The following is an 18,532-nucleotide window of genomic DNA, read 5'->3' on the forward strand; positions in this document are numbered from 1 at the left end:
GGGCGTAAACAACGTCTTGGCACTGAACAGCTAGTCGTCCCCGCCGCCGAAGATCTCCATGATGTCGCCGAACGCGGACATGGGGTTGCTCTTCTTCTTTTTCTTGTAGTCGCGGTACTCGCGCTCACGGCGGTCGTCGTAGCGCTTGTCGTCGTAGCGCCGGTCGTCGCGGCGGTCGTCCTCGTACGCCGCATACTCGCGCTGAGCGGTGCGCGCCCGGTCCACGATCTTGTCGAGCTCCCCGCGGTCCAGCCAGATACCGCGGCACTCCGGGCAGTAGTCGATCTCGACGCCGTTCTTCTCCGACATGAGCAGCGTCACGTCTTTGCATACCGGGCACTTCATCGTAACCATGACCTCGCTTTCGGTTGGGCCGCCTCCGCCGGTGCGGGGACGGGGCGCAGGCGGATGCGGAGAGACCCCGCGTCCCGCCCCCGCGCCGGCGGAGACCGAGTCCGGATATCTGCTCCCTTTTACCACCCCCCTGCGCCGCGCATACCCCCATCTCCGGTCAAATCGGCCAAATGCACCCACGCGGGCCATGAAAAACGGCCCGCGCCCCTGAAAGGCGCAGGCCGCACGCGAGATGGCACGGGGCAGCGCGGGAGACCGTCCTACCTGCCATGGTGAGGCGGGGCTGTCCCACCTGTCATGATGGCACGGGAAAACCGTCCCGCCTGTCATGCTAGGCGTCGATGGAGCGCATCGCCGCCGCCTCGATCAGCACCGTCACGCCGCCGACGACCAGGTAGGCGGCCATCAGGTACCCGAGCACCAGGCTCGACACCATCGGCATGAGCAGAAACACGATGCCGACGATCAGGTTGATGATGCCCGTCGCGGTCCCCATCCCGGTATGCGGGAGCTGGAAGTAGCGCATCCTGCGGGCGAAGGTCAGGCGCTCGATGCCGGTGACGATGAACAGGAAGCCCAGCAGGAACACCAGCGTCCCGGCGGTCAGGTAGGCCGGGAGCGCGAGCAGCATGATGCCGAGCAGCGCGTTGAGCACGCCCATCACCACCAGCGCCGGGCTGCGGAAGAACTCGGGCGTCCCCATGTACGAGGCGATCTGCATCACCGCGTAGACGATCAGCGCGATGCCGGCCGCCGTCTGGATGAACTCGTAGAGGCCGAGCGGGGCGAGGGCGGCGAACCCGCCGGCGAGGATCAGAAGCACGCCGAGCACGACCATCCATCCGCGCGCCCGCTTGACCCCGTCGTTCCAGCGGTCGATGAACTCGCGCTTGTAATCGAAGTTCGAGTTGAACATATCCATAGGTAACTCCTCAACATAGATGTGGCTCCCTGTCCGGTACCGGTCAGGGAGCCGTTGGTACTCCTCTTCTACCCGCATGCGCGCATCTATTCAGGGCGCGGGGAACCCGCTGAACCGCCACGGGTTCTCCATGCGGTGCGGCGGGCCATGCGAACGCGATCGCGCGCAGAGGTTCGCCGCATGCGGGCGCGGGCAGCATCCATGCAGAGGGGGCGCCGGGTACGCCGCACCCGGGGCGGCGCGCTCCGTGCCCGCGATCGCGCCACCCGAGTCCCCGGTTCGGCACACCGCGCCGACCGACCGGGCCGTCCACCGTGGGGGCCGTTCGCCGGGAACGCCCCCCCCCCGCGGCAACGATATACTTGAACGGTCTCTTCGCGCAGAAAGGACCCCTCCCGTGCAGCTTCCCTCACGCCGCCTCGATCCGCGCATGCTGCGTGTGTGGTATCTGGGCTCGCTCGCCCTCATCGCCGGCACCTCCGTCGTGACGGCGGGCCTGGCCCTCGTCAGCCACGTCATGAGATGGCCCGTGACGATCCCCGCCCTCATCCTGGGCGGCGCCCTGATCCTCATCGAGGTGGCCGACATGCTCGTGAGCCCGCGCGTGGAAATGGCCACCTGGCGCTACGACGTCACCCCCACCGATGTCGACCTGTACCACGGCGTGTTCGTCAAGAAGCGCATCATCGTCCCGCTCGTCCGCGTGCAGCATGTCGAGACCAAGCAGGGCCCGTTCCTGAAATCCCAGGGACTCGCCGCCGTCCGCGTCTCCACCGCCGGCGAGAGCTTCGAGATCCCCGGCCTCGCGGAGCGGGAGGCCGCCGAGCTCCGCGACCGCGTGGCGGAGCTTGCCCGCCTGGCCAAGGAGGACGTGTGACCATGGAGACGGGGACCGACCGGACCGACCCGCATACCCCCGAGCCGGCGGCGCCCTCCGGGCATCGCATGCCGGACCCCCTCGACCTCGAGGACCTCGAGCGCCTGGCGGACCCCTCCCGGTCCCTGTTCGAGCGGCAGCCGGAGCTCGAGGGCGTCCACCGGGCGAGCGCCCTGTCCGCGCTCGTCGACGCCGCGGGGAGCCTGGGCGCCGTCGCGGGCGTCGCGCTCGTGGCGGCCGTGCAGATGCTGGGCGGGTTCGAACCGGGCAACCTGCTCGACATCGGCCTTCTGGCGGGGTTCCTCCTGACGGTCGGGGCTGTCAGCGCCATCGTCGGATGGCGCACGCGGACCTGGGAGCTCACCGACGGCTCCATCGTCCTGCACGGCGGCGTGGTGAACCGGCGCGACCTGCAGGTCCCCTATGAGCACATCCATACCGTGAACATGTCCTCGACCCTCCTCGAACGGGTCTTCGGGCTGATGACGCTCGACCTCGATACCGGTGCCGCCGGAAGCGAGGGGGAGCTCACGCGCATCAAGGGGCTGAAGGCGGGCATGGCCCGCGCCCTGCGCGAGGAGCTCTTCCGCCGCAAGGCGCGGGCGCTCGAATCGCTTCGCGCCGATGCCCCGGGAACGGCGGCCGACGGACGCACGACCTGCGCCGTCGGGGAGGGAGCCGATGCGGCGGCACGCCCGAACGGCATCGGACCGGCGCGATGCCCGGATTCACCGATGGGAGCCGATGCGACGCCCAGCGCCCATCCGTCCCCCGCCTCCGCCGCACGGGATGCCGCATCCTCTTCGACGGGTTGCGACCCCTCGTACCCGCAACCGATCGCGCGCCATACGCTCAGCACCGGACAACTCATCCTCGCGTCCGCGACCGAGGCGCGCGTGGCCGCCCAGACCTTCGCGTTCGTCATCCTGCTCGTGCAGGGCGCCAACTTCCTACAGGAGTCCCGCCTCGTCAACCTCAACGACGCGGCGCATGACATCGCCGCGCTTCCCGCCGCGGTCCTCGTCGCCATCGCCGCCTCCCTACTGCTCGTATCCCTGATGGCGGGCGTCGTCATCTCATTCGTCACGAGCCTCGTCCGCTATGCGGGCTATCGGGCCGATCGCTATGAGGACCGCGTCGTGGTGGAGCGCGGCCTGTTGGGCAGGACCTCGCACACCGTCGCCATCGAGCGCATCCAGTCCATCGAGATCCGGCGCGGCCTGCTGCGCCAGGCGATCGGGTATGCCGAGGTCCGCGCCATCGTCGTCTCGGGAGCCGGCTCGGCCGGCGAGTCCTCCACGTCCGACGGCATCGTGCTGCATCCGTTCCTCCGAATCCGCGATGTGGAGGCCTTCCTGGGCGATATCGCACCGGCGTACGCCGGCATGCTCGAGGGCATCCGGACGAACGGCCTGCCACCGGTCGCCGCACGTCGCCTCGTCACGAGGACGCTGCTCAGACTCGTCCTGCTGCTGGCCTTCTTCTCGGCAGCGCATATCCTCGCCGACCTGCTCATCCCCGAACCGCTGGCGGACGGGTTCCTGCTCGCGGGCGTCGACGCGCTCCTCATCGCCCTCGCGGTCGTGCTCACGGTCCGTATGACCGTCAACGCGGTGCTCCGCTTCCGCGACAGCCGTATCGGACATGATGCGCGCCGCCTGGCGGTGGTCAAGGGCGGCATCCTCCGCGTCTCGACGTTCGTCCGCCGCCCCCATCTGCAGCATGCCGCAGTCTCATCGACACCCTTCCAGCGTCGCGCAGGGGTGGCGACGTTTCGGGCAAGGACGGCCGCCTCCGGCGACATCGCCCTCGCGGACATAACCGAGGCGGATGCGGACGAGCTACTCGACTGGTACCGATAACGCGCGAGGCGACGTCGCTGAGCGGCGGCTCCGAAGGTCCCGGGCCATGGGCCCCGAGACCCGCACCGGCGCGCTCGACCGTCGCCCGCACTCCGAAGGCCCTGCAACAGGGAGGGGGCGCCCCGAACGGGGCGCCCCCTCATCCGATCCGACGGCTACCAGGCCTGGGCCACGCCGTTGTCATCGAAGATGAACGACAAGCCCCAGATCGGCGTTTCGAGCCCCTTCGCGGGGTCGGGCACGATATAGCGGCTCGAATCGCGCTGGCAGGTGTCGCTGCCCTCGACGTTCCGGCGCCACCAGTTGCAGTAGCCCTCGCCCTTCCAGACCTCGAACTCCTTGCAATCCCGACAAGCCATGACAAGCTCCCTTCGATCGCGACCCGGGCCTAAGCCCGGGTCTGGCCTTGACGGATTGACGTGCAAGGCCGGGAACCGGTTGCCGGTTTTGCGCCGACGGATCTTGGTTTCAGTGTACGGCATCTCCTGCCGTCCGCCCGCCGCCCGTGCTTCGGTCTCGGTATGCGCCGCCCGGATTCGGCGACCGGCACGAAAAAGGGCCCCGGGCTTTCGCCCGGGACCCCTCAAGCGGATGAAGCTATGCAGCTATCCGACTTACGCCTCGTTGTAGACGGTCTTGAGCTTCAGCAGGTGCTGATAGCGATCCATGGCCGCCTGCTCGTTCTCGGCGAAGAGCTCGTTGACCTGCTCCTGCGGGAGGACGCGGGACAGCGAGGCATAGCGGGCCTCGTTCATCAGGAAGTCCTGATACCCCTCCTTCGGCTCCTTGGAGTCGAGGGAGAACTTCTTGCCGGCCTCGGCAGCCGGGTTGAAGCGGAAGAGGTTCCAGTAGCCGCACTCGACAGCCTTCTTCATCTCCATCTGGCAGTTCTGCATACCGCCCTTCTTGATGGAGTGCATCTCGCAGGGGCTGTAGCCGATGACGATCGACGGACCGTCGTAGGCCTCGGCCTCCTGGATGGCCTTGAGGGTCTGGGCGGGGTTGGCGCCCATGGCGACCTGAGCGACGTACACGTAGCCGTAGCTCATCGCGATCTCGGCAAGGCTCTTCTTCTTGATGCGCTTGCCCGCGGCGGCGAACTGAGCGACCTGGCCGATGTTGGAAGCCTTGGAAGCCTGACCGCCGGTGTTGGAGTAGACCTCGGTGTCGAAGACGAAGACGTTGACGTTGTGGCCGGAAGCCAGGACGTGGTCCAGGCCGCCGAAGCCGATGTCGTACGCCCAGCCGTCGCCGCCGAAGATCCAGAAGGACTTCTTGGTGAGGTAGGCCTTGTCAGCCAGGATCTCCTTGGCCTTGTCGCAGCCGCAGGCCTCGAGGGCCTCGATGTAGGCGGCAGCGGCGGTCTTGGAGGCCTCGGCGTCCGTGCGGGAGTCGAGCCAAGCCTGGCCGGCGGTCTTGACGGCCTCGGGGGTGCCGTCGGCCGCAATCAGGGCCTCGGTGTCCGAGACGAGCTTGTTCTGGACGGCCTCGTAACCGAGGGCCAGACCCAGACCGTGCTCGGCGTTGTCCTCGAACAGGGAGTTGTTCCACGCCGGGCCGTGACCGTCCTTGTTGGTGGTGTACGGGCAGCGGGCCGCGGGGTTGCCCCAGATGGAGGAGCAGCCGGTGGCGTTGGAGACGAACATGCGGTCACCGCAGACCTGGGTCACCAGACGCGCGTACGCGGTCTCGGCGCAACCGGCGCAGGAGCCGGAGAACTCGAGCAGCGGCTGCTTGAACTGGGAACCCTTGAGGTTGTTGGCCTGCAGGACGGGCTTCTCGGAGACCTCGGCGACGCAGTAGTCGAAGACCTGCTGCTCGGCAGCCTCCTGCTCCTGCGGGACCATGGTAAGGGCGCCCTTCGGGCAGACCTTGGCGCAGTTGGTGCAGCCCATGCAGTCGAGCGGGGAGATGGCCATGGTGAACTTGAGGCCGGTGTCCTTCGGCATCTTGATGTCGAGGGTGCGCAGGTTCTCAGACGCGTTGGCGATCTCCTCCTCGGTCAGGCCGAACGGACGGATGGTGGCGTGCGGGCAGACGTAGGCGCACTGGTTGCACTGGATGCACTTGGTCTCGTCCCAGTGCGGCACCATGACGGCGACGCCGCGCTTCTCGAACTGGGAAGCGCCGGTGAGGAACTGGCCGTCCTCGTGACCCACGAAGGCGGAGACGGGAAGCTCGTCGCCCTGCATGAGGGAGATGGGCTCCATGATCTCCTTGACCTGCTTGGCGATGGCGGAGCACTCCTCGGAGGAGAGCTCGACCTTCTCGTCGGCGGCGTCGGCCCAGTCGGCGGGCACCTCGAACTTGTGGAACGCGGTGGCGCCGGCGTCGATGGCCTTCCAGTTGGCCTCGACGATGGCCTGGCCCTTCTTGGCGTAGGACTTCTCGGCGGCGGCCTTCATGTACTCGATGGCGTCAGCCGCGGGCAGGACCTCGGCCAGGGCGAAGAAGGCGGACTGCAGCACCGTGTTGGTGCGCTTGCCCATGCCGACCTTCTCGGCCAGGTCGATGGCGTCGATCAGGTAGACGTTGATGTCGTTCTTCGCGATGAAGCGCTTGGCCTCGGCCGGCATGTGCGCGGAGAACTCCTCGTCGGACCACTGGCAGTTCACCAGGAAGGTGCCGCCGGGCTTGACGTCGCGGACCATCTTGAAGCCCTTGACGATGTAGGAGGGGTTGTGGCACGCGACGAAGTCGGCCTTGGAGATGTAGTACGGCGAGCGGATCGGGGAGTCACCGAAGCGCAGGTGCGAGATGGTGACGCCGCCGGTCTTCTTGGAGTCGTACTGGAAGTAGGCCTGGACGTACTTGTCGGTGTGGTCGCCGATGATCTTGATGGAGTTCTTGTTCGCGCCGACCGTGCCGTCGCCGCCCAGACCCCAGAACTTGCACTCGATGGTGCCGGGGGCGGCGGTGTTCGGGGTGTCAGCGGCCTCGGGCAGGCTGAGGTTGGTGACGTCGTCCACGATGCCGACGGTGAACTCGCGGCGCGGAGCGTCCTTCTTGAGCTCCTCGTAGATGGCGAAGGCGGAAGCCGGCGTGGTGTCCTTGGAACCCAGACCGTAGCGGCCGCCGACCACGGTGATGCCCGTCTTGCCGGCCTCGTAGAGGGCGGAGACGACATCCTGGTAGAGGGGCTCGCCGATGGAACCCGGCTCCTTGGTGCGGTCCATGACGGCGATCTTGGTGCAGGTCTCGGGGAGCACGTCGACGAAGTGCTTGATCGAGAACGGGCGGAACAGGCGGACCTTGACCAGGCCGACCTTCTCGCCGTGGGCGTTCAGGTAGTCGATGACCTCCTCGAGCGTGTCGCAGAAGGAGCCCATGCAGACCACGACGCGGTCGGCGTCGGCGGCGCCGTAGTAGTTGAACAGGCCGTAATCGGTGCCGAGCTTGGCGTTGATCTTGCCCATGTAGTCCTCGACGACCGCGGGCAGCGCGTCATACGCCTTGTTGCAGGCCTCGCGGTGCTGGAAGAAGACGTCGCCGTCCTCGTGCGAGCCGCGCGCGGAGGGGTGCTCGGGGTTGAGCGCGTGATCGCGGAAGGCCTGGACGGCGTCCATGTCGCACATCTCGGCGAGATCGGCGTAGTCCCAGGTGGCGACCTTCTGGATCTCATGGGAGGTGCGGAAGCCGTCGAAGAAGTTCAGGAACGGGACCTTGCCCTCGATGGCGGCGAGGTGCGCCACGGGAGCCAGATCCATGACCTCCTGGACGTTGCCCTCGGCGAGCATGGCGAAGCCGGTCTGGCGGCAGGCCATGACGTCGGAGTGATCGCCGAAGATGTTGAGCGCGTGGGAGGCGACGCAGCGGGCGGACACGTGGAAGACGCCCGGCAGGCCCTCGCCCGCGATCTTGTACATGTTCGGGATCATGAGCAGCAGGCCCTGGGACGCCGTGTAGGTCGTGGTCAGAGCACCGGCGCCGAGCGAGCCGTGGACCGTACCGGCGGCACCGGCCTCGGACTCCATCTCGACGACGTTGACGGGCGTACCGAAGATGTTCTTCTTGCCCTGCGCGGCCCACTGGTCGACATGGTCGGCCATCGGGCTGGACGGCGTGATCGGGTAGATACCCGCAACCTCGGTGAACGCATACGATACGTATGCGGCCGCCTCGTTGCCGTCCATAGACTTGAACTTACGCGCCATATACCCCTCTCCTCTCAGCTGGGTGTACACGCTCCGGGAGCCGGTGCCCCCGGGTATTACCGTGCATGGATGCCTCCGGCGATCTGGACGCATCGCAGGATCGCCGGCGGACGAGCCCGCGCGAACGGGCCTGCCGAAAATCCACATGCATGGTTATTGTACTCCCAACCAAGGGTTCGCAAGACGGAATCCGAGACGGATTTCGCCGCATCGAACTGTCACGCCGACCAGCGGTTCGGTTGCCTTCGGGCAACCCGGGACGGGTGCGCGCGGGGTCGAAAAAGAACAGCGGCGGCACACCGGATGCGCGCCGCCGCAAAGGGGGTTGGATTATACGCGTCGCCAACGACGGCGACGGATCGCGGAGCCGGTGCGCGACGGCACCCGGCGCGCGGGCCCGGGCGGTCCTCAGCGGCGCTCGCGGTCGCACTCCCGCGCCCGGCGCGCGGGGCGGCGCCAGGCGAGCCCTGCCCCCGCTCCGGCGCACAGCGCGCCCAAGCCCGCGAGGATGCTCACCGTGAGCGTGCCGGCGTCGCCGGTCCGCGGCAGGTCTCCCGCGGTCGCGCCGTCATCCGCCGCGCCGCCAGCCCCGTCGACGGGCTCGGCGGGCTCCAGCGGGGCCAGGGGCGTATCCTCATCGCCCGCATCCGGGTCGCCCGTATCCGGGTCCGCGTACGAGACCGTGCCCGTCAGCTCGTCCACCAGCTGCTCCCAGCTGTCGGCGGCGACGAGCGCGCGCAGGGCCTCCTCGCACGTCCCCCACTCGGCGACGAGGTCCATGTCGGCGAAGGCGGGGTACTCGTCCGTGAGCCCCGGCAGGTAGCTGTTCATGGCGACGGTGTAGACGCGGGCATCCTCGAGCGGCTCCCCGCCGACCTCGATCGAGCTGATGCGCTCGCCCGCCGGGCGGTCCCAGTCCACCAGCATGGTCGCCCCGCCGACCACGATGACCGAGCCCGAGTTCTCGGGCCAGCTGTACGCCATCGGGTCCTCGCCGTTCTCGATCGCCTCGATCTGCCGGGCGAGCACGTCGCGGCAGGCCTTCGAGATATCGAGCGAGTGCTCGAGCGTCGCGCGGACCTGCGCGCCGGTGAGCCCGTAGGTGGCGAGCGTGTTGCCGTAGGGCGAGATGGAGATGAGGTCGCCCACGGTCACATCGCCCGCCGAGACGCCGCCGCGGATGCCGCCGGCGTTCTCGAACGCGAGGTCGGCGCCGGTGAGCGCCAGGTAGGAACCCGTGACCAGGTGGCCGATCTCGGTGTCCTCGGTGCGCACGCGCTCCCATCCGCCCGGCTCGGTGCCCTGTGCGGAGCCGTAGGGGTAGTCCCCGGCGCTCGTCCCGACGACCTGGTCGAGGATGGTCGCGTTGTCGGCGACGATCCGCTCGGTGAGCGCAGCGACCTCCTCGTCCCGGGCGGTGAGCTGCGCGGTGGCGAGCTGCTCGTCGGTATGGGAGGAGACGGAGAGGGCCCCGTCGTCCGCCCGCTCGATCTGCAGGGTGAGCAGGCCGATGGAACCGAAGTAGTCCGCCGAGGGGCTCGAGGGGCACTCCACCACCGCGACCTCGCGACCGTCCGCGGCGGTGACGATCCCATCGATCGCCAGGTGCTCGTGACCGGCGATGACCGCGTCGACGCCGACGAGGTCGGCGACGAGCGCCTGCGGGTCCGCGTTGTGCGTCAGGCAGATGACGATGTCGGCGCCGGCGGAGCGCAGCGCGGCGGCGGTCTCGTTCGCGGCGGCGACCGGATCGGTGAACGAGAGCCCGGCCACGTTCTTTCCCGGCGTGGACGTGTAGAAGCCGGGGTCGATCACGCCGAGGACGCCCACCTGGACCTGCTCGCCGGTCGGCTCGCCGTCCTCGTCCTCGAGGTCGACGGTCTTCAGCAGGTACGGCTGGGCGAAGTAGGGCTCGCCCGTCTCGGCGTCCACCACGTTGGCCGCGAGCACGGAGAAGGAGCCGGACGCGTCCAGCTCGAGCAGGCGGTCCGCCCCGTAGCTCCAATCGTGGTTGCCCGGCGTCGTGGCGTCGAACCCGGCGGCGTTGAGCAGCTGCGCGATGCTGCCACCCTGCGACACCGTGGCGAACGAGGCGCCGTGGAAGGTGTCGCCGGCGTCCAGGGTGAGCGCGACGCCCTCCGCATCCGCCAGGCCCTTGACCGCCGCGAAGGCGTTCACGCCGTCGACCTCGTAGCGGCCGTGGATATCGTTCACATGCAGGATGTCGATCGAGCCGACCGGCTGCGCGTCCGCCGCGAGAGCGGTCTGGGGCAGACCGCAGAGCGCCGCGGCGGCGAAGGCGACCGCGAGGGCCGACCGCCGCGCGAGGCGCGCCGCCCCGTTCAAGATGCCATGCGTTCCCATGGGATTCCCTCCCCCAACGCCCCCGGGGCGACCCGGGCCCCGACGAGGCGTCTTCAAATCTTCAACACAATTGAACAAATGTACTGGAACGCGCTGTGACTTGCAAGCGGAAGGGGGATGCCCCGGGCGGCGGGCGCACCGCCGTTCGCGGACGGGGCGCATACGCACCGAATTGTTGCTCAACAAATCGGCGCGCCTCGGACGTATCAACGGGATAGGCACCCGTCGTCGTCCCTTGGAGGCGCCCATGGAAGGACCGGCGATCCCCCGCCGCATCGGAGGCGCGCGATGAGCGCCCCGCAGGCGTATCGGGGGTCCATCACCCGCGAGCAGTGGCTCGTCAACGAGACCCGCACCGTCGCCCGGCTCATGCTCGATGAGGGCATCGCGGACACCGCCGGGCTCGTCGACGCCGTCGTGTCCGCCAACCCCTTCCAATACCCGACCGAGCGCGAGCTCAAATCGATCACCCGGGCATGCGCGCGACGGCTGGCGGCGCTCTCCGACGACCCGCAGCTGCGCAGGCGCCTGGTCGAGCTCATCGCCCATGGGACGCCCGACCAGCTCGCCCAGACGAACCTCTACGCCATGATGCGCGACAACCGCATCGTATGGGACTTCATGACCTGCGTCGTGGCGCGCAAGCTCGAGGCGCTCGACCCCCTGCTGCGTAGGCGGGAGATCGCCGACTTCGTCGAGGGGCTGCGGGCCCAGGACGGCCGCGCGGCGCGCTGGAGCGACGCCACCGCCAACAAGGTCCGCCAGGTGCTCACCGCGTGCCTGGAGCGCTGCGGGATGTACGACCGCGCCACGGAGCGCATCGCTCCCCCGCTGCTCGACCTCGACCTCGAGGCCGCCATCCGGGCCAACGGCGACGCCGAGGTCCTGCCCGCCCTCGGCGTGGCGGAATAGGAGGCGCAGATGACCGCATCCGAATCCCCCTCGCTCGCCGACAGATTCGAGCTCATACGCTCCCGCTTCGGCGACCCCGACTTCCTTCGCTGCCGCGGCATCAGCAACGAGGTCCCCTTCTACGTGTTCCCCTACGACGCCGCCTGCGAGGACGAGGTGCGGGAGCGAACGGCGGAGCTCGTCGCCGCGTCGCGTGCGGGCTCGATCCCCGCGCGCATCGTGGACTTCGACCTGTGGGACATCTTCTGCGGCATCTGCGGCTACTACGACATCGTCGACGACCTCGAGCGCATGGAGCGCGAGCGGGGCTCCGAGGCGCTGCTCGCGCACATCCGCGAGCTCGCCATGCCGGAGGACTACGTCCGCGCCATGCGCGAGCGCTACGAGCGCGACTTCGGCGGCATGCAGGCGGGCCGCGACGTGCTGCTGGTCACCGGCGTGGGCAAGACTTATCCCTTCGTCCGCGCGCACGACATCCTGGAGAACGCCCAACCAGCCTTCGACGGCGTGCCGTTAGTGCTGTTCTACCCCGGCCTGTACGACCAGACCTCGCTGCGGCTGTTCAACTCCGTCGCCGACGGCAACTACTACCGGGCGTTCACCTTGCTCTGACCCAGCGGAGGGGTTGAGAGGGGTTGAAACGAGCCCGTCCCCATCCAACCCATCCCAAAAAGGTTGAAGCGAACCCGTCCCCAACCAACCCCCCCTAGAAAGGAGCCGGCCGTGCGCATCCACGATATGTTCGAACGCGACATCGACCGCGACATCAACGGCGTCATCAAGATCGACCAGGACGACGAGGCCGTCATCGAGCAGGAGCTGTCCGAGTACGTGGTCACGCGCGAGCTGCGCGGGCACTTCTCCACGTTCTTCGACGCCTACGAGCGCGCCATCGACGAGCCGACGGGCAAGATCGGCGTGTGGATCTCGGGCTTCTTCGGCTCCGGTAAGTCGCACTTCCTCAAGATGCTGTCCTACCTGCTGTCCGATCGCACGGTGGGCGGCAGGCGCGCGCTCGACTACATCGAGCCGCGCTTCGAGGACGAGATGATCGCCGCCAAGGCCCGGCGCGCGGCCGGCATCCCCACCGAGACCATCCTGTTCAACATCGGCAGCAAGAGCTCGGACCGCAACGACGCCTCGGCGGTCATCCGCACCTTCTACCGGGTGTTCTACGAGAACCAGGGCTTCTACGGCGCGAGCCCCAAGCTGGCGCGTCTGGAGGCGCTCATCGAGGCGGAGGGGCTCACGGACGCCTTCCGTCAGGCGTACGAGCAGGCGAGCGGCCACAGCTGGCTCGACTGGCGCAAGACCTACCAGTCCAAGTCCGCCCCGGTGATCGAGGCGCTCGCGGCGTGCGGCTTCCAGACCCGCGAGGAGGCGGAGCGCTGGTACGCGAGCGATGACCTCGACATCTCGGCCGACACCTTTACCGACGAGGTGCGCGACTACGCCGAGCGCCGCGCCGCCGAGCACGGCGGGCGGTTCCGCCTGCTGTTCATGGTGGACGAGGTGAGCCAGTACGTGGGCGAGGACACCGACCGCATGAACGACCTGCAGAACATCGTGGAGGGGCTCGGCACCAAGTGCGCCGGCCGCGTGTGGGTCGTCGTGACCGGCCAGGAGGCCATCGACGAGATCACCACCGTCGCGGGCAGCGACTTCTCGAAGATCCAGGGGCGCTTCAACACGCGCCTGTCGCTGTCGAGCTCCGACGCCAACGAGGTCATCAAGCGCCGTGTGCTGTCCAAGACGCCCGACGCCGCCCAGCTTCTGGAGCTGCGCTACGGTCAGGACGAGACCGTGCTGCGCAACCTCTTCACCTTCGGCGACGCCAAAGCCGACCTCATGGGCTACCGCGACGCGATCGACTTCGCGCAGACCTTCCCGTTCGTGAACTACCAGTTCACGCTGCTGCAGAACGTCATGAACGCCCTGCGCAACCAGGGGCATTCCGGCAAGCACCTGTCGAGCGGCGAGCGCTCCATGCTGTCGGGCTTCCAGGAGGCGGCGCAGGCCGTCGAGGAGCTGGACGAGCACGCCCTCGTGCCGTTCTGGCGCTTCTACGACGCCACGGAATCGTTCCTGGAGCACTATCACCGCCAGGTCATCAACCGCGCCGCGCGCCAGGCCGAGGCGGGGCAGGGGCTCGAGGGGTACGACGTCCGCGTCCTCAAGCTGCTGTTCCTCATCCGCTGGGTGGACCGCGACGTCGCCGCGTCGATCGACAACATCGTGACCCTCATGACCGACGACGTGCGCGAGAACCGCCTGGAGCTGCGCGAGCGGGTCCAGGCCTCGCTCGACCGCCTGATGAGGGAGAGCTGCATCACGCGCAACGGCGACCGCTACCAGTTCCTCACCGACGACGAGCAGGAGATCGCCAACCAGATCGCCCGCACGCACGTGGACAGCGAGACCGTCACCAAGAAGGCGGCCGACATCGTGTTCAAAGACATCTTCGACACGCCCAAGCTCACCGTGGGCGTCAACCAGTTCCCCGTGGAGGAGTACCTGGACCAGACGCCCGTGGGCTCGCCCGGCGGGCTGATCCTGCGCGTCATCGCCGGCATGGACGGCAGCGAGCCGCCCACCCACGAGGAACTCATCCTGCAATCGGGCCGCGGCGAGGCCATCGTGGTACTGTGCCCGGAGATCGACTACTACGGCCAGCTCATGGAGGCCGCGCGCATCGAGAAGTACGTCTCGACCGTGGTGACGGCCAACCTCGAGCCCAGCCAGCGCGACATCGTGCGCGGCAAGCAGCAGGAGAAGACGCGCCTGGAGAAGGAGGCGAGCGGCCTCATCGAGGAGGCGGTCCGCCGCGGCGAGCTGTACGTGCAGGGCAACGCCGTCACGCCGGCCAAGACCTCCTCGGCCAAGAAGCGCATCGAGGAGGCGCTGGCGCGCCTGGTCGACACGGTCTACCCCAAGCTCGCCTGCATCGACAGGAACTACACCGACGATGCGGGCATCCGGCGCATCCTCAACGGCACCGAGCAGGCCCTGCCCGGACAGCAGCCCAACGCCCGCGCCATCGAGGAGCTCGAGCGCAAGCTCAAGACGGAGGCGGCGCGCCACCGCACCGTGACCATGGGCGACATCCAGCGCCAGTACCAGGCGGCCCCCTATGGCTGGCGCGAGGCGGATATCGCCGCCGTGGCGGCCGAGCTGCTGGCGAGCCGGCGCGCCAAGCTCACCTACGCCGGCAAGGCCGTGGATCTGCAGGACGGCAAGTGCGTCAACTACCTGCGCATGCGCAGCATGGTCGACAAGGTGCAGATCGAGATGCGCCGCACCGCCAGCGACGCCGAGCGCGCGACGGCCCGCCGCACCGTCGAGGAGCTGTGCCGCGTCCACGACCTGCCGGTGGACGAGGAGGGCCTGGCGCGGCGCATCCGCGAGGCGCTCCAGGAGCGCCGCGACGGCCTGCAGCGCCTGCTCGACGTGGAGTACCGGCGCAACCGCGACTATCCGGGCTACAGCACGGTGGCCGACACGGTCACCCTGCTCGACGAGCTGCTGAAGGTGGACCCCGACCCCGCCGAGCTGCTCGGCGCCGTCGTGCGCCGCGAGGACGACCTGCTGGACGCGGCCGAGGACCTGGAGAGCGTCGACGACTTCTTCCCCGACCGGCAGCGGATCTTCGACAGCGCGACGGACCTGCTCAAGCAGGTCGGCGCCGACCGCGAGGACCTGGAGGCGGACGCCGAGGCGGCAGAAGCCCTCGCCGTGATCGAGGACGTCCTGGCCGACAGGAACATCCACCGCCGCATCCCCGAGCTGTCGCCCGCGATCCAGCAGGTCAAGGCGGTGCGCGACCGCATGCTCAAGGCGAAGCGCACCGACCTGCTCGAGCAGGTCGACGTGACGATCGACGAGCTGGCCGCCTACGCGCGGGAGCGCGACGTCAAGCTGTCGGAGATCGAGAAGACCCGCCTGCTGCGCCGCGACACCGCCAACAGCGCGGCGACCCTCACGGAGCTCGACGCGCTCAGGACCCGCCTGGAGAAGGACCAGCGCCGCCTGAGCGACGAGATCGACCGCGAATACGACCGCATCAACCGCCCGCGGCCCGCGACGCCGGGCGTGACGATCACGACCGACCACACGCCCCCCGCAGGCGCGTCGACGCAGGGCGCCGGCACCCGGACGCCGGCCTCGGGCACCGGAGCCGCGGCATCCGGAGCCGGCTCCGCATCCCGGCCCGCGCCCGTATCGGCACCCGACCCCAAGGTCGTCACCATCGAGCGCTCGCGCGTGTTCCGGCCGCGCCGCCTGCGCAGCGCCCAGGAGGTCGACGACTACCTGGAGGCGGCGCGCACGCAGCTGCTTGACGCCCTCGAGGGCAACGACTCGGTCAAGCTGAACTAAGGAACACCCGATGGACACCAAAGCGCTCGAGAAGTTCTGCCCGTGGGCGCGCGTCGAGCTCATCGACGCCGTCCGGAACCGCTGCATCGCCTTCGGGCTGGACGACGCCGGCCGCTCCGGCGCGCCGCGGGGCTCGCGCATCGTCAACGGCACGGTGCTCGCCGACGAGCAGCTCGCCCAGCGCGACAACCTGATCGCGCTCATCGACGAGCTGGGGTACGACGCGCTGTGCGAACGCGAGGCCTACACCTGGTTCAACCGCTTCGCCGGCATCCGCTACATGGAGCTCCACGGCTACCTCCCGAGCCGCGTGCGCATGCTCTCGGCGCTCGACGGCTCGTTCGACCCCGAGTGCCTGCGCGCCGTAGGCGAGCTCGACCTGCCGGGGCTCGACCGCGACCGCGCGCTCGACCTGGCGGCGGCGGGCGATGACGCCGAGCTGTTCCGCCTGATCCTCATCGCCCAGTGCGACCAGCTCGCCGACGCCCTGCCCGCGGTGTTCGACCATGTGGACGACACCGACGCCCTCATGCTGCCGAACGGGCTGTTGGACCGAAACGAGCACAACGTGCTGCACCGCTTGGTGGCCGACATCCCGGAGGAGACCTGGGACGACGTCGAGGTGCTGGGCTGGATGTACCAGTTCTACAACGCCGACCTCAAGGCCGAGTTCTTCAAGAGCAAGCGCAAGGCCGCGCCGGAAGACATCGCTCCGGCCACGCAGCTCTTCACGCCCGAATGGATCGTGCGCTACATGGTGGACAACTCGCTCGGCAGGCTCTGGATGCTGAATTTCCCCGAGAGCAGCCTGCGCGAGCGCGCGGGAGCCGAACGGCCCGCCGACCGGCTCATGGAGTACTACATCGAGCCCGACGGGGAGCACGAGGACTTCCTGCGCATATCCGGCCCCGAGGACATCACGTTCTGCGACCCGGCGTGCGGGTCGGGTCACATCCTCGTGTACGCGTTCAAGATGCTCGCGGCCATGTACGAGGAGCGCGGCTACCGCACGCGCGAGATCCCCGAGCTCATCTTGACCAGGAACCTCTCCGGCATGGAGATCGACGAGCGCGCCGCGCAGATCGCCCAGCTCGCGCTCGCCCTGTGCGCCCGCGAGCTCGACCGGCGCTTCTTCGGGCGCGGGATCGTGGCCGACGTGCGCGTGCTGTCGGATATCGCGCTCGATGCCGACGAGCTTCCCGAGGCGAGCGCGCTCGTGCACCACAGGCACGGCGACCTGCTCGATTCGCTTGCGCATCTGGGCGAGGTCGGCAGCCTGCTCTCGGTGGACGAGGGCGAACTGGGCTGCCTGCGCGACGACGCGGCGACGTTCGCGCACATGGCGGAGGAGACCGGCGACGTGTTCCTCGCCGCCACGGCGCGCAAGCTCGCCGCCGCACAGGCAGCCTGCGAAACGCTGTCCCGCCGGTTCGACGTGGTGGTCGCCAACCCGCCGTATATGGGGAGCAGCAGCTTCAACCCGTTCATGGGAAAATGGATGAAGAAGCGGTATCCGGACAGCTGCAAGGACCTGTGCACGGCGTTCATCGAACGCGGGTACACGCTTGCGCGCGAGGGCGGGTACGCCGCGATGGTCACCATGCAGTCGTGGATGTTCCTCGGCAGTTTCGAGAAGATGCGCAAGCGGGTCATCGATGAGAAAACGATCGTGGCGATGGCGCACCTGGGACCGCGCGCCTTCGACGCTATCGGCGGCGAGGTCGTCTCCGTGACCGCCGACGTGCTCTACAACGGCCGGGCGGCGATCAAGGGCGCCTACGTGCGCCTGGTCGACATCTCCGGCAGCGGCCCGAAGCGCGAGAAGCTGCTCGAAACCCTGACGAATCCCGCCTGCGGCTGGTTCTACCGAGCCGACGCCACGACCTTCCACGACATCCCCGGCAGCCCGATCGCATATTGGGCTGGAAAAGGATTCCTCTCTTATTGCGCCGCTGAAAAGCAAGTATCAGATATTGCCATCGTTCAAGAAGGACTCAAGACATCCGATAACGAGCGGTTTATTCGAGAATGGCACGAAGTTCAACTCTCCCAAATTAACCTTCATTCTGCAATAACAACACATCGCTGGGTGAAGCACACGAAAGGCGGCGGATTTAGACGCTGGTACGGTAATAAATCGAGCGTTTTGTTTTTTGAAAACTCCGGTCAAGCGCTCCGAGGGCTAAAATCAGCATCGCTAACGGGGGCAGCAAACTACGGAAAGCCATGCATTAGCTGGGGGAGAATCACATCTGATCTGACCAGCTTTAGATGCTACGAACCGGGTTTTATTCCAAATATGGCAGGTCTTGCTCTCTATCCGATTGATAGCAAGATAGCTCTGCAGCTCCTCGCCTTCCTCAATTCATCGATAGTGAGGCTCTTTCTTAGCGTAACAAACCCGACGCTTAATGTTCCGCCCGGCTGTGTACAAATCATTCCCATTGACGATCGTACCAACAGGAAAGAAATAACGGATCTGGCCACCTCTTGTGTAGAGCTATCAAAAGCCGACTGGGACTCCCGAGAAACCTCTTGGGATTTCAAGCGCAATCCATTGGTGTGATCGCTATGTCTAACAAATGGTCATTCAAAAGCCGCGTGAAGCTACACGGCCCTAACAATGGCAATTTACAAAAAATCGTCCAGTTCTATCTCTGGGAAACTCCTGCTCCGAACACATCGGTGAGTATTTGCCCCGCTGAGCACCACA

Annotated in this window: 11 protein-coding genes; 6 read left to right on the forward strand and 5 right to left on the reverse strand. The window is 67.7% G+C overall.

The features are described from left to right. Positions 1 to 30 precede the first annotated feature (30 nt). Together PHA29_RS08550 and PHA29_RS08555 are read right to left on the reverse strand one after the other, a co-directional pair. Positions 31 to 354, reverse strand: coding sequence for a TFIIB-type zinc ribbon-containing protein (locus tag PHA29_RS08550; RefSeq protein WP_270849196.1), 324 nt, complete (start codon positions 352 to 354; stop codon positions 31 to 33). Between the two features lie 331 nt (positions 355 to 685). Continuing rightward, a complete protein-coding gene (locus tag PHA29_RS08555; RefSeq protein ID WP_270405616.1) occupies positions 686 to 1,276 on the reverse strand; it encodes an HdeD family acid-resistance protein in 591 nt (196 codons plus the stop codon). Positions 1,277 to 1,673: 397 nt separating this feature from the next. On the opposite strand from PHA29_RS08555, the gene PHA29_RS08560 reads away from it, so the two are divergent. Beyond that, the gene (locus tag PHA29_RS08560) at positions 1,674 to 2,153 is read left to right on the forward strand and encodes a PH domain-containing protein (protein ID WP_270849197.1); all 480 of its coding nucleotides are present in this window, start codon (positions 1,674 to 1,676) and stop codon (positions 2,151 to 2,153) included. A 2-nt stretch (positions 2,154 to 2,155) separates the two neighbouring features. Then, on the forward strand, positions 2,156 to 4,015 hold the full coding sequence (locus tag PHA29_RS08565) for a PH domain-containing protein (protein ID WP_270849204.1): 1,860 nt from the start codon (positions 2,156 to 2,158) through the stop codon (positions 4,013 to 4,015). A 155-nt stretch (positions 4,016 to 4,170) separates the two neighbouring features. Here the strand turns inward: PHA29_RS08565 and PHA29_RS08570 are convergent, their stop codons facing one another. From PHA29_RS08570 to PHA29_RS08580, 3 genes are all read right to left on the reverse strand, one after another. Continuing rightward, positions 4,171 to 4,374 (reverse strand): hypothetical protein, encoded by a 204-nt coding sequence (locus PHA29_RS08570; RefSeq protein WP_270574916.1) that lies wholly within the window; start codon positions 4,372 to 4,374, stop codon positions 4,171 to 4,173. A 255-nt stretch (positions 4,375 to 4,629) separates the two neighbouring features. Then, positions 4,630 to 8,169, reverse strand: coding sequence for a pyruvate:ferredoxin (flavodoxin) oxidoreductase (gene nifJ / locus PHA29_RS08575; protein WP_270849198.1), 3,540 nt, complete (start codon positions 8,167 to 8,169; stop codon positions 4,630 to 4,632). 408 nt (positions 8,170 to 8,577) lie between these two features. Continuing rightward, positions 8,578 to 10,533: a bifunctional metallophosphatase/5'-nucleotidase gene (locus PHA29_RS08580; protein WP_270849199.1), complete on the reverse strand. Its 1,956-nt coding sequence runs from the start codon at positions 10,531 to 10,533 to the stop codon at positions 8,578 to 8,580. Between the two features lie 288 nt (positions 10,534 to 10,821). Here PHA29_RS08580 and PHA29_RS08585 point away from each other — a divergent pair, with 288 nt between their 5' ends. The 4 genes from PHA29_RS08585 to pglX all read left to right on the forward strand — a co-directional run bounded on the left by PHA29_RS08585 (position 10,822) and on the right by pglX (position 18,385). After that, complete coding sequence (locus tag PHA29_RS08585) at positions 10,822 to 11,445, forward strand: DUF1819 family protein (protein ID WP_270405367.1); 624 nt, start codon at positions 10,822 to 10,824, stop codon at positions 11,443 to 11,445. Positions 11,446 to 11,454: 9 nt separating this feature from the next. After that, positions 11,455 to 12,057: a DUF1788 domain-containing protein gene (locus PHA29_RS08590; protein ID WP_270849200.1), complete on the forward strand. Its 603-nt coding sequence runs from the start codon at positions 11,455 to 11,457 to the stop codon at positions 12,055 to 12,057. Between the two features lie 111 nt (positions 12,058 to 12,168). Continuing rightward, on the forward strand, positions 12,169 to 15,819 hold the full coding sequence (gene brxC / locus PHA29_RS08595; RefSeq protein WP_270849201.1) for a BREX system P-loop protein BrxC: 3,651 nt from the start codon (positions 12,169 to 12,171) through the stop codon (positions 15,817 to 15,819). 10 nt (positions 15,820 to 15,829) lie between these two features. Beyond that, positions 15,830 to 18,385 carry a BREX-1 system adenine-specific DNA-methyltransferase PglX gene (pglX, locus tag PHA29_RS08600; RefSeq protein ID WP_270849202.1) on the forward strand — a complete coding sequence of 852 codons (2,556 nt, stop codon included), beginning with the start codon at positions 15,830 to 15,832 and terminating at the stop codon, positions 18,383 to 18,385. The last annotated feature ends 147 nt before the right edge of the window (positions 18,386 to 18,532 follow it).

The organism is Candidatus Collinsella stercoripullorum, assembly GCF_027669965.1.
GTDB classification, from domain to species: domain Bacteria; phylum Actinomycetota; class Coriobacteriia; order Coriobacteriales; family Coriobacteriaceae; genus Collinsella; species Collinsella stercoripullorum.

Excerpts from the sequence above, each read along its gene's own strand:
- nifJ (WP_270849198.1), bottom strand. The coding sequence starts at position 8,169 with ATGGCGCGTAAGTTCAAGTCTATGGACGGCAACGAGGCGGCCGCATAC.
- PHA29_RS08555 (WP_270405616.1), bottom strand. The coding sequence starts at position 1,276 with ATGGATATGTTCAACTCGAACTTCGATTACAAGCGCGAGTTCATCGAC.
- PHA29_RS08550 (WP_270849196.1), bottom strand. The coding sequence starts at position 354 with ATGGTTACGATGAAGTGCCCGGTATGCAAAGACGTGACGCTGCTCATG.
- pglX (WP_270849202.1), top strand. The coding sequence starts at position 15,830 with ATGGACACCAAAGCGCTCGAGAAGTTCTGCCCGTGGGCGCGCGTCGAG.
- PHA29_RS08580 (WP_270849199.1), bottom strand. The coding sequence starts at position 10,533 with ATGGGAACGCATGGCATCTTGAACGGGGCGGCGCGCCTCGCGCGGCGG.
- PHA29_RS08585 (WP_270405367.1), top strand. The coding sequence starts at position 10,822 with ATGAGCGCCCCGCAGGCGTATCGGGGGTCCATCACCCGCGAGCAGTGG.
- PHA29_RS08590 (WP_270849200.1), top strand. The coding sequence starts at position 11,455 with ATGACCGCATCCGAATCCCCCTCGCTCGCCGACAGATTCGAGCTCATA.
- PHA29_RS08565 (WP_270849204.1), top strand. The coding sequence starts at position 2,156 with ATGGAGACGGGGACCGACCGGACCGACCCGCATACCCCCGAGCCGGCG.
- PHA29_RS08570 (WP_270574916.1), bottom strand. The coding sequence starts at position 4,374 with ATGGCTTGTCGGGATTGCAAGGAGTTCGAGGTCTGGAAGGGCGAGGGC.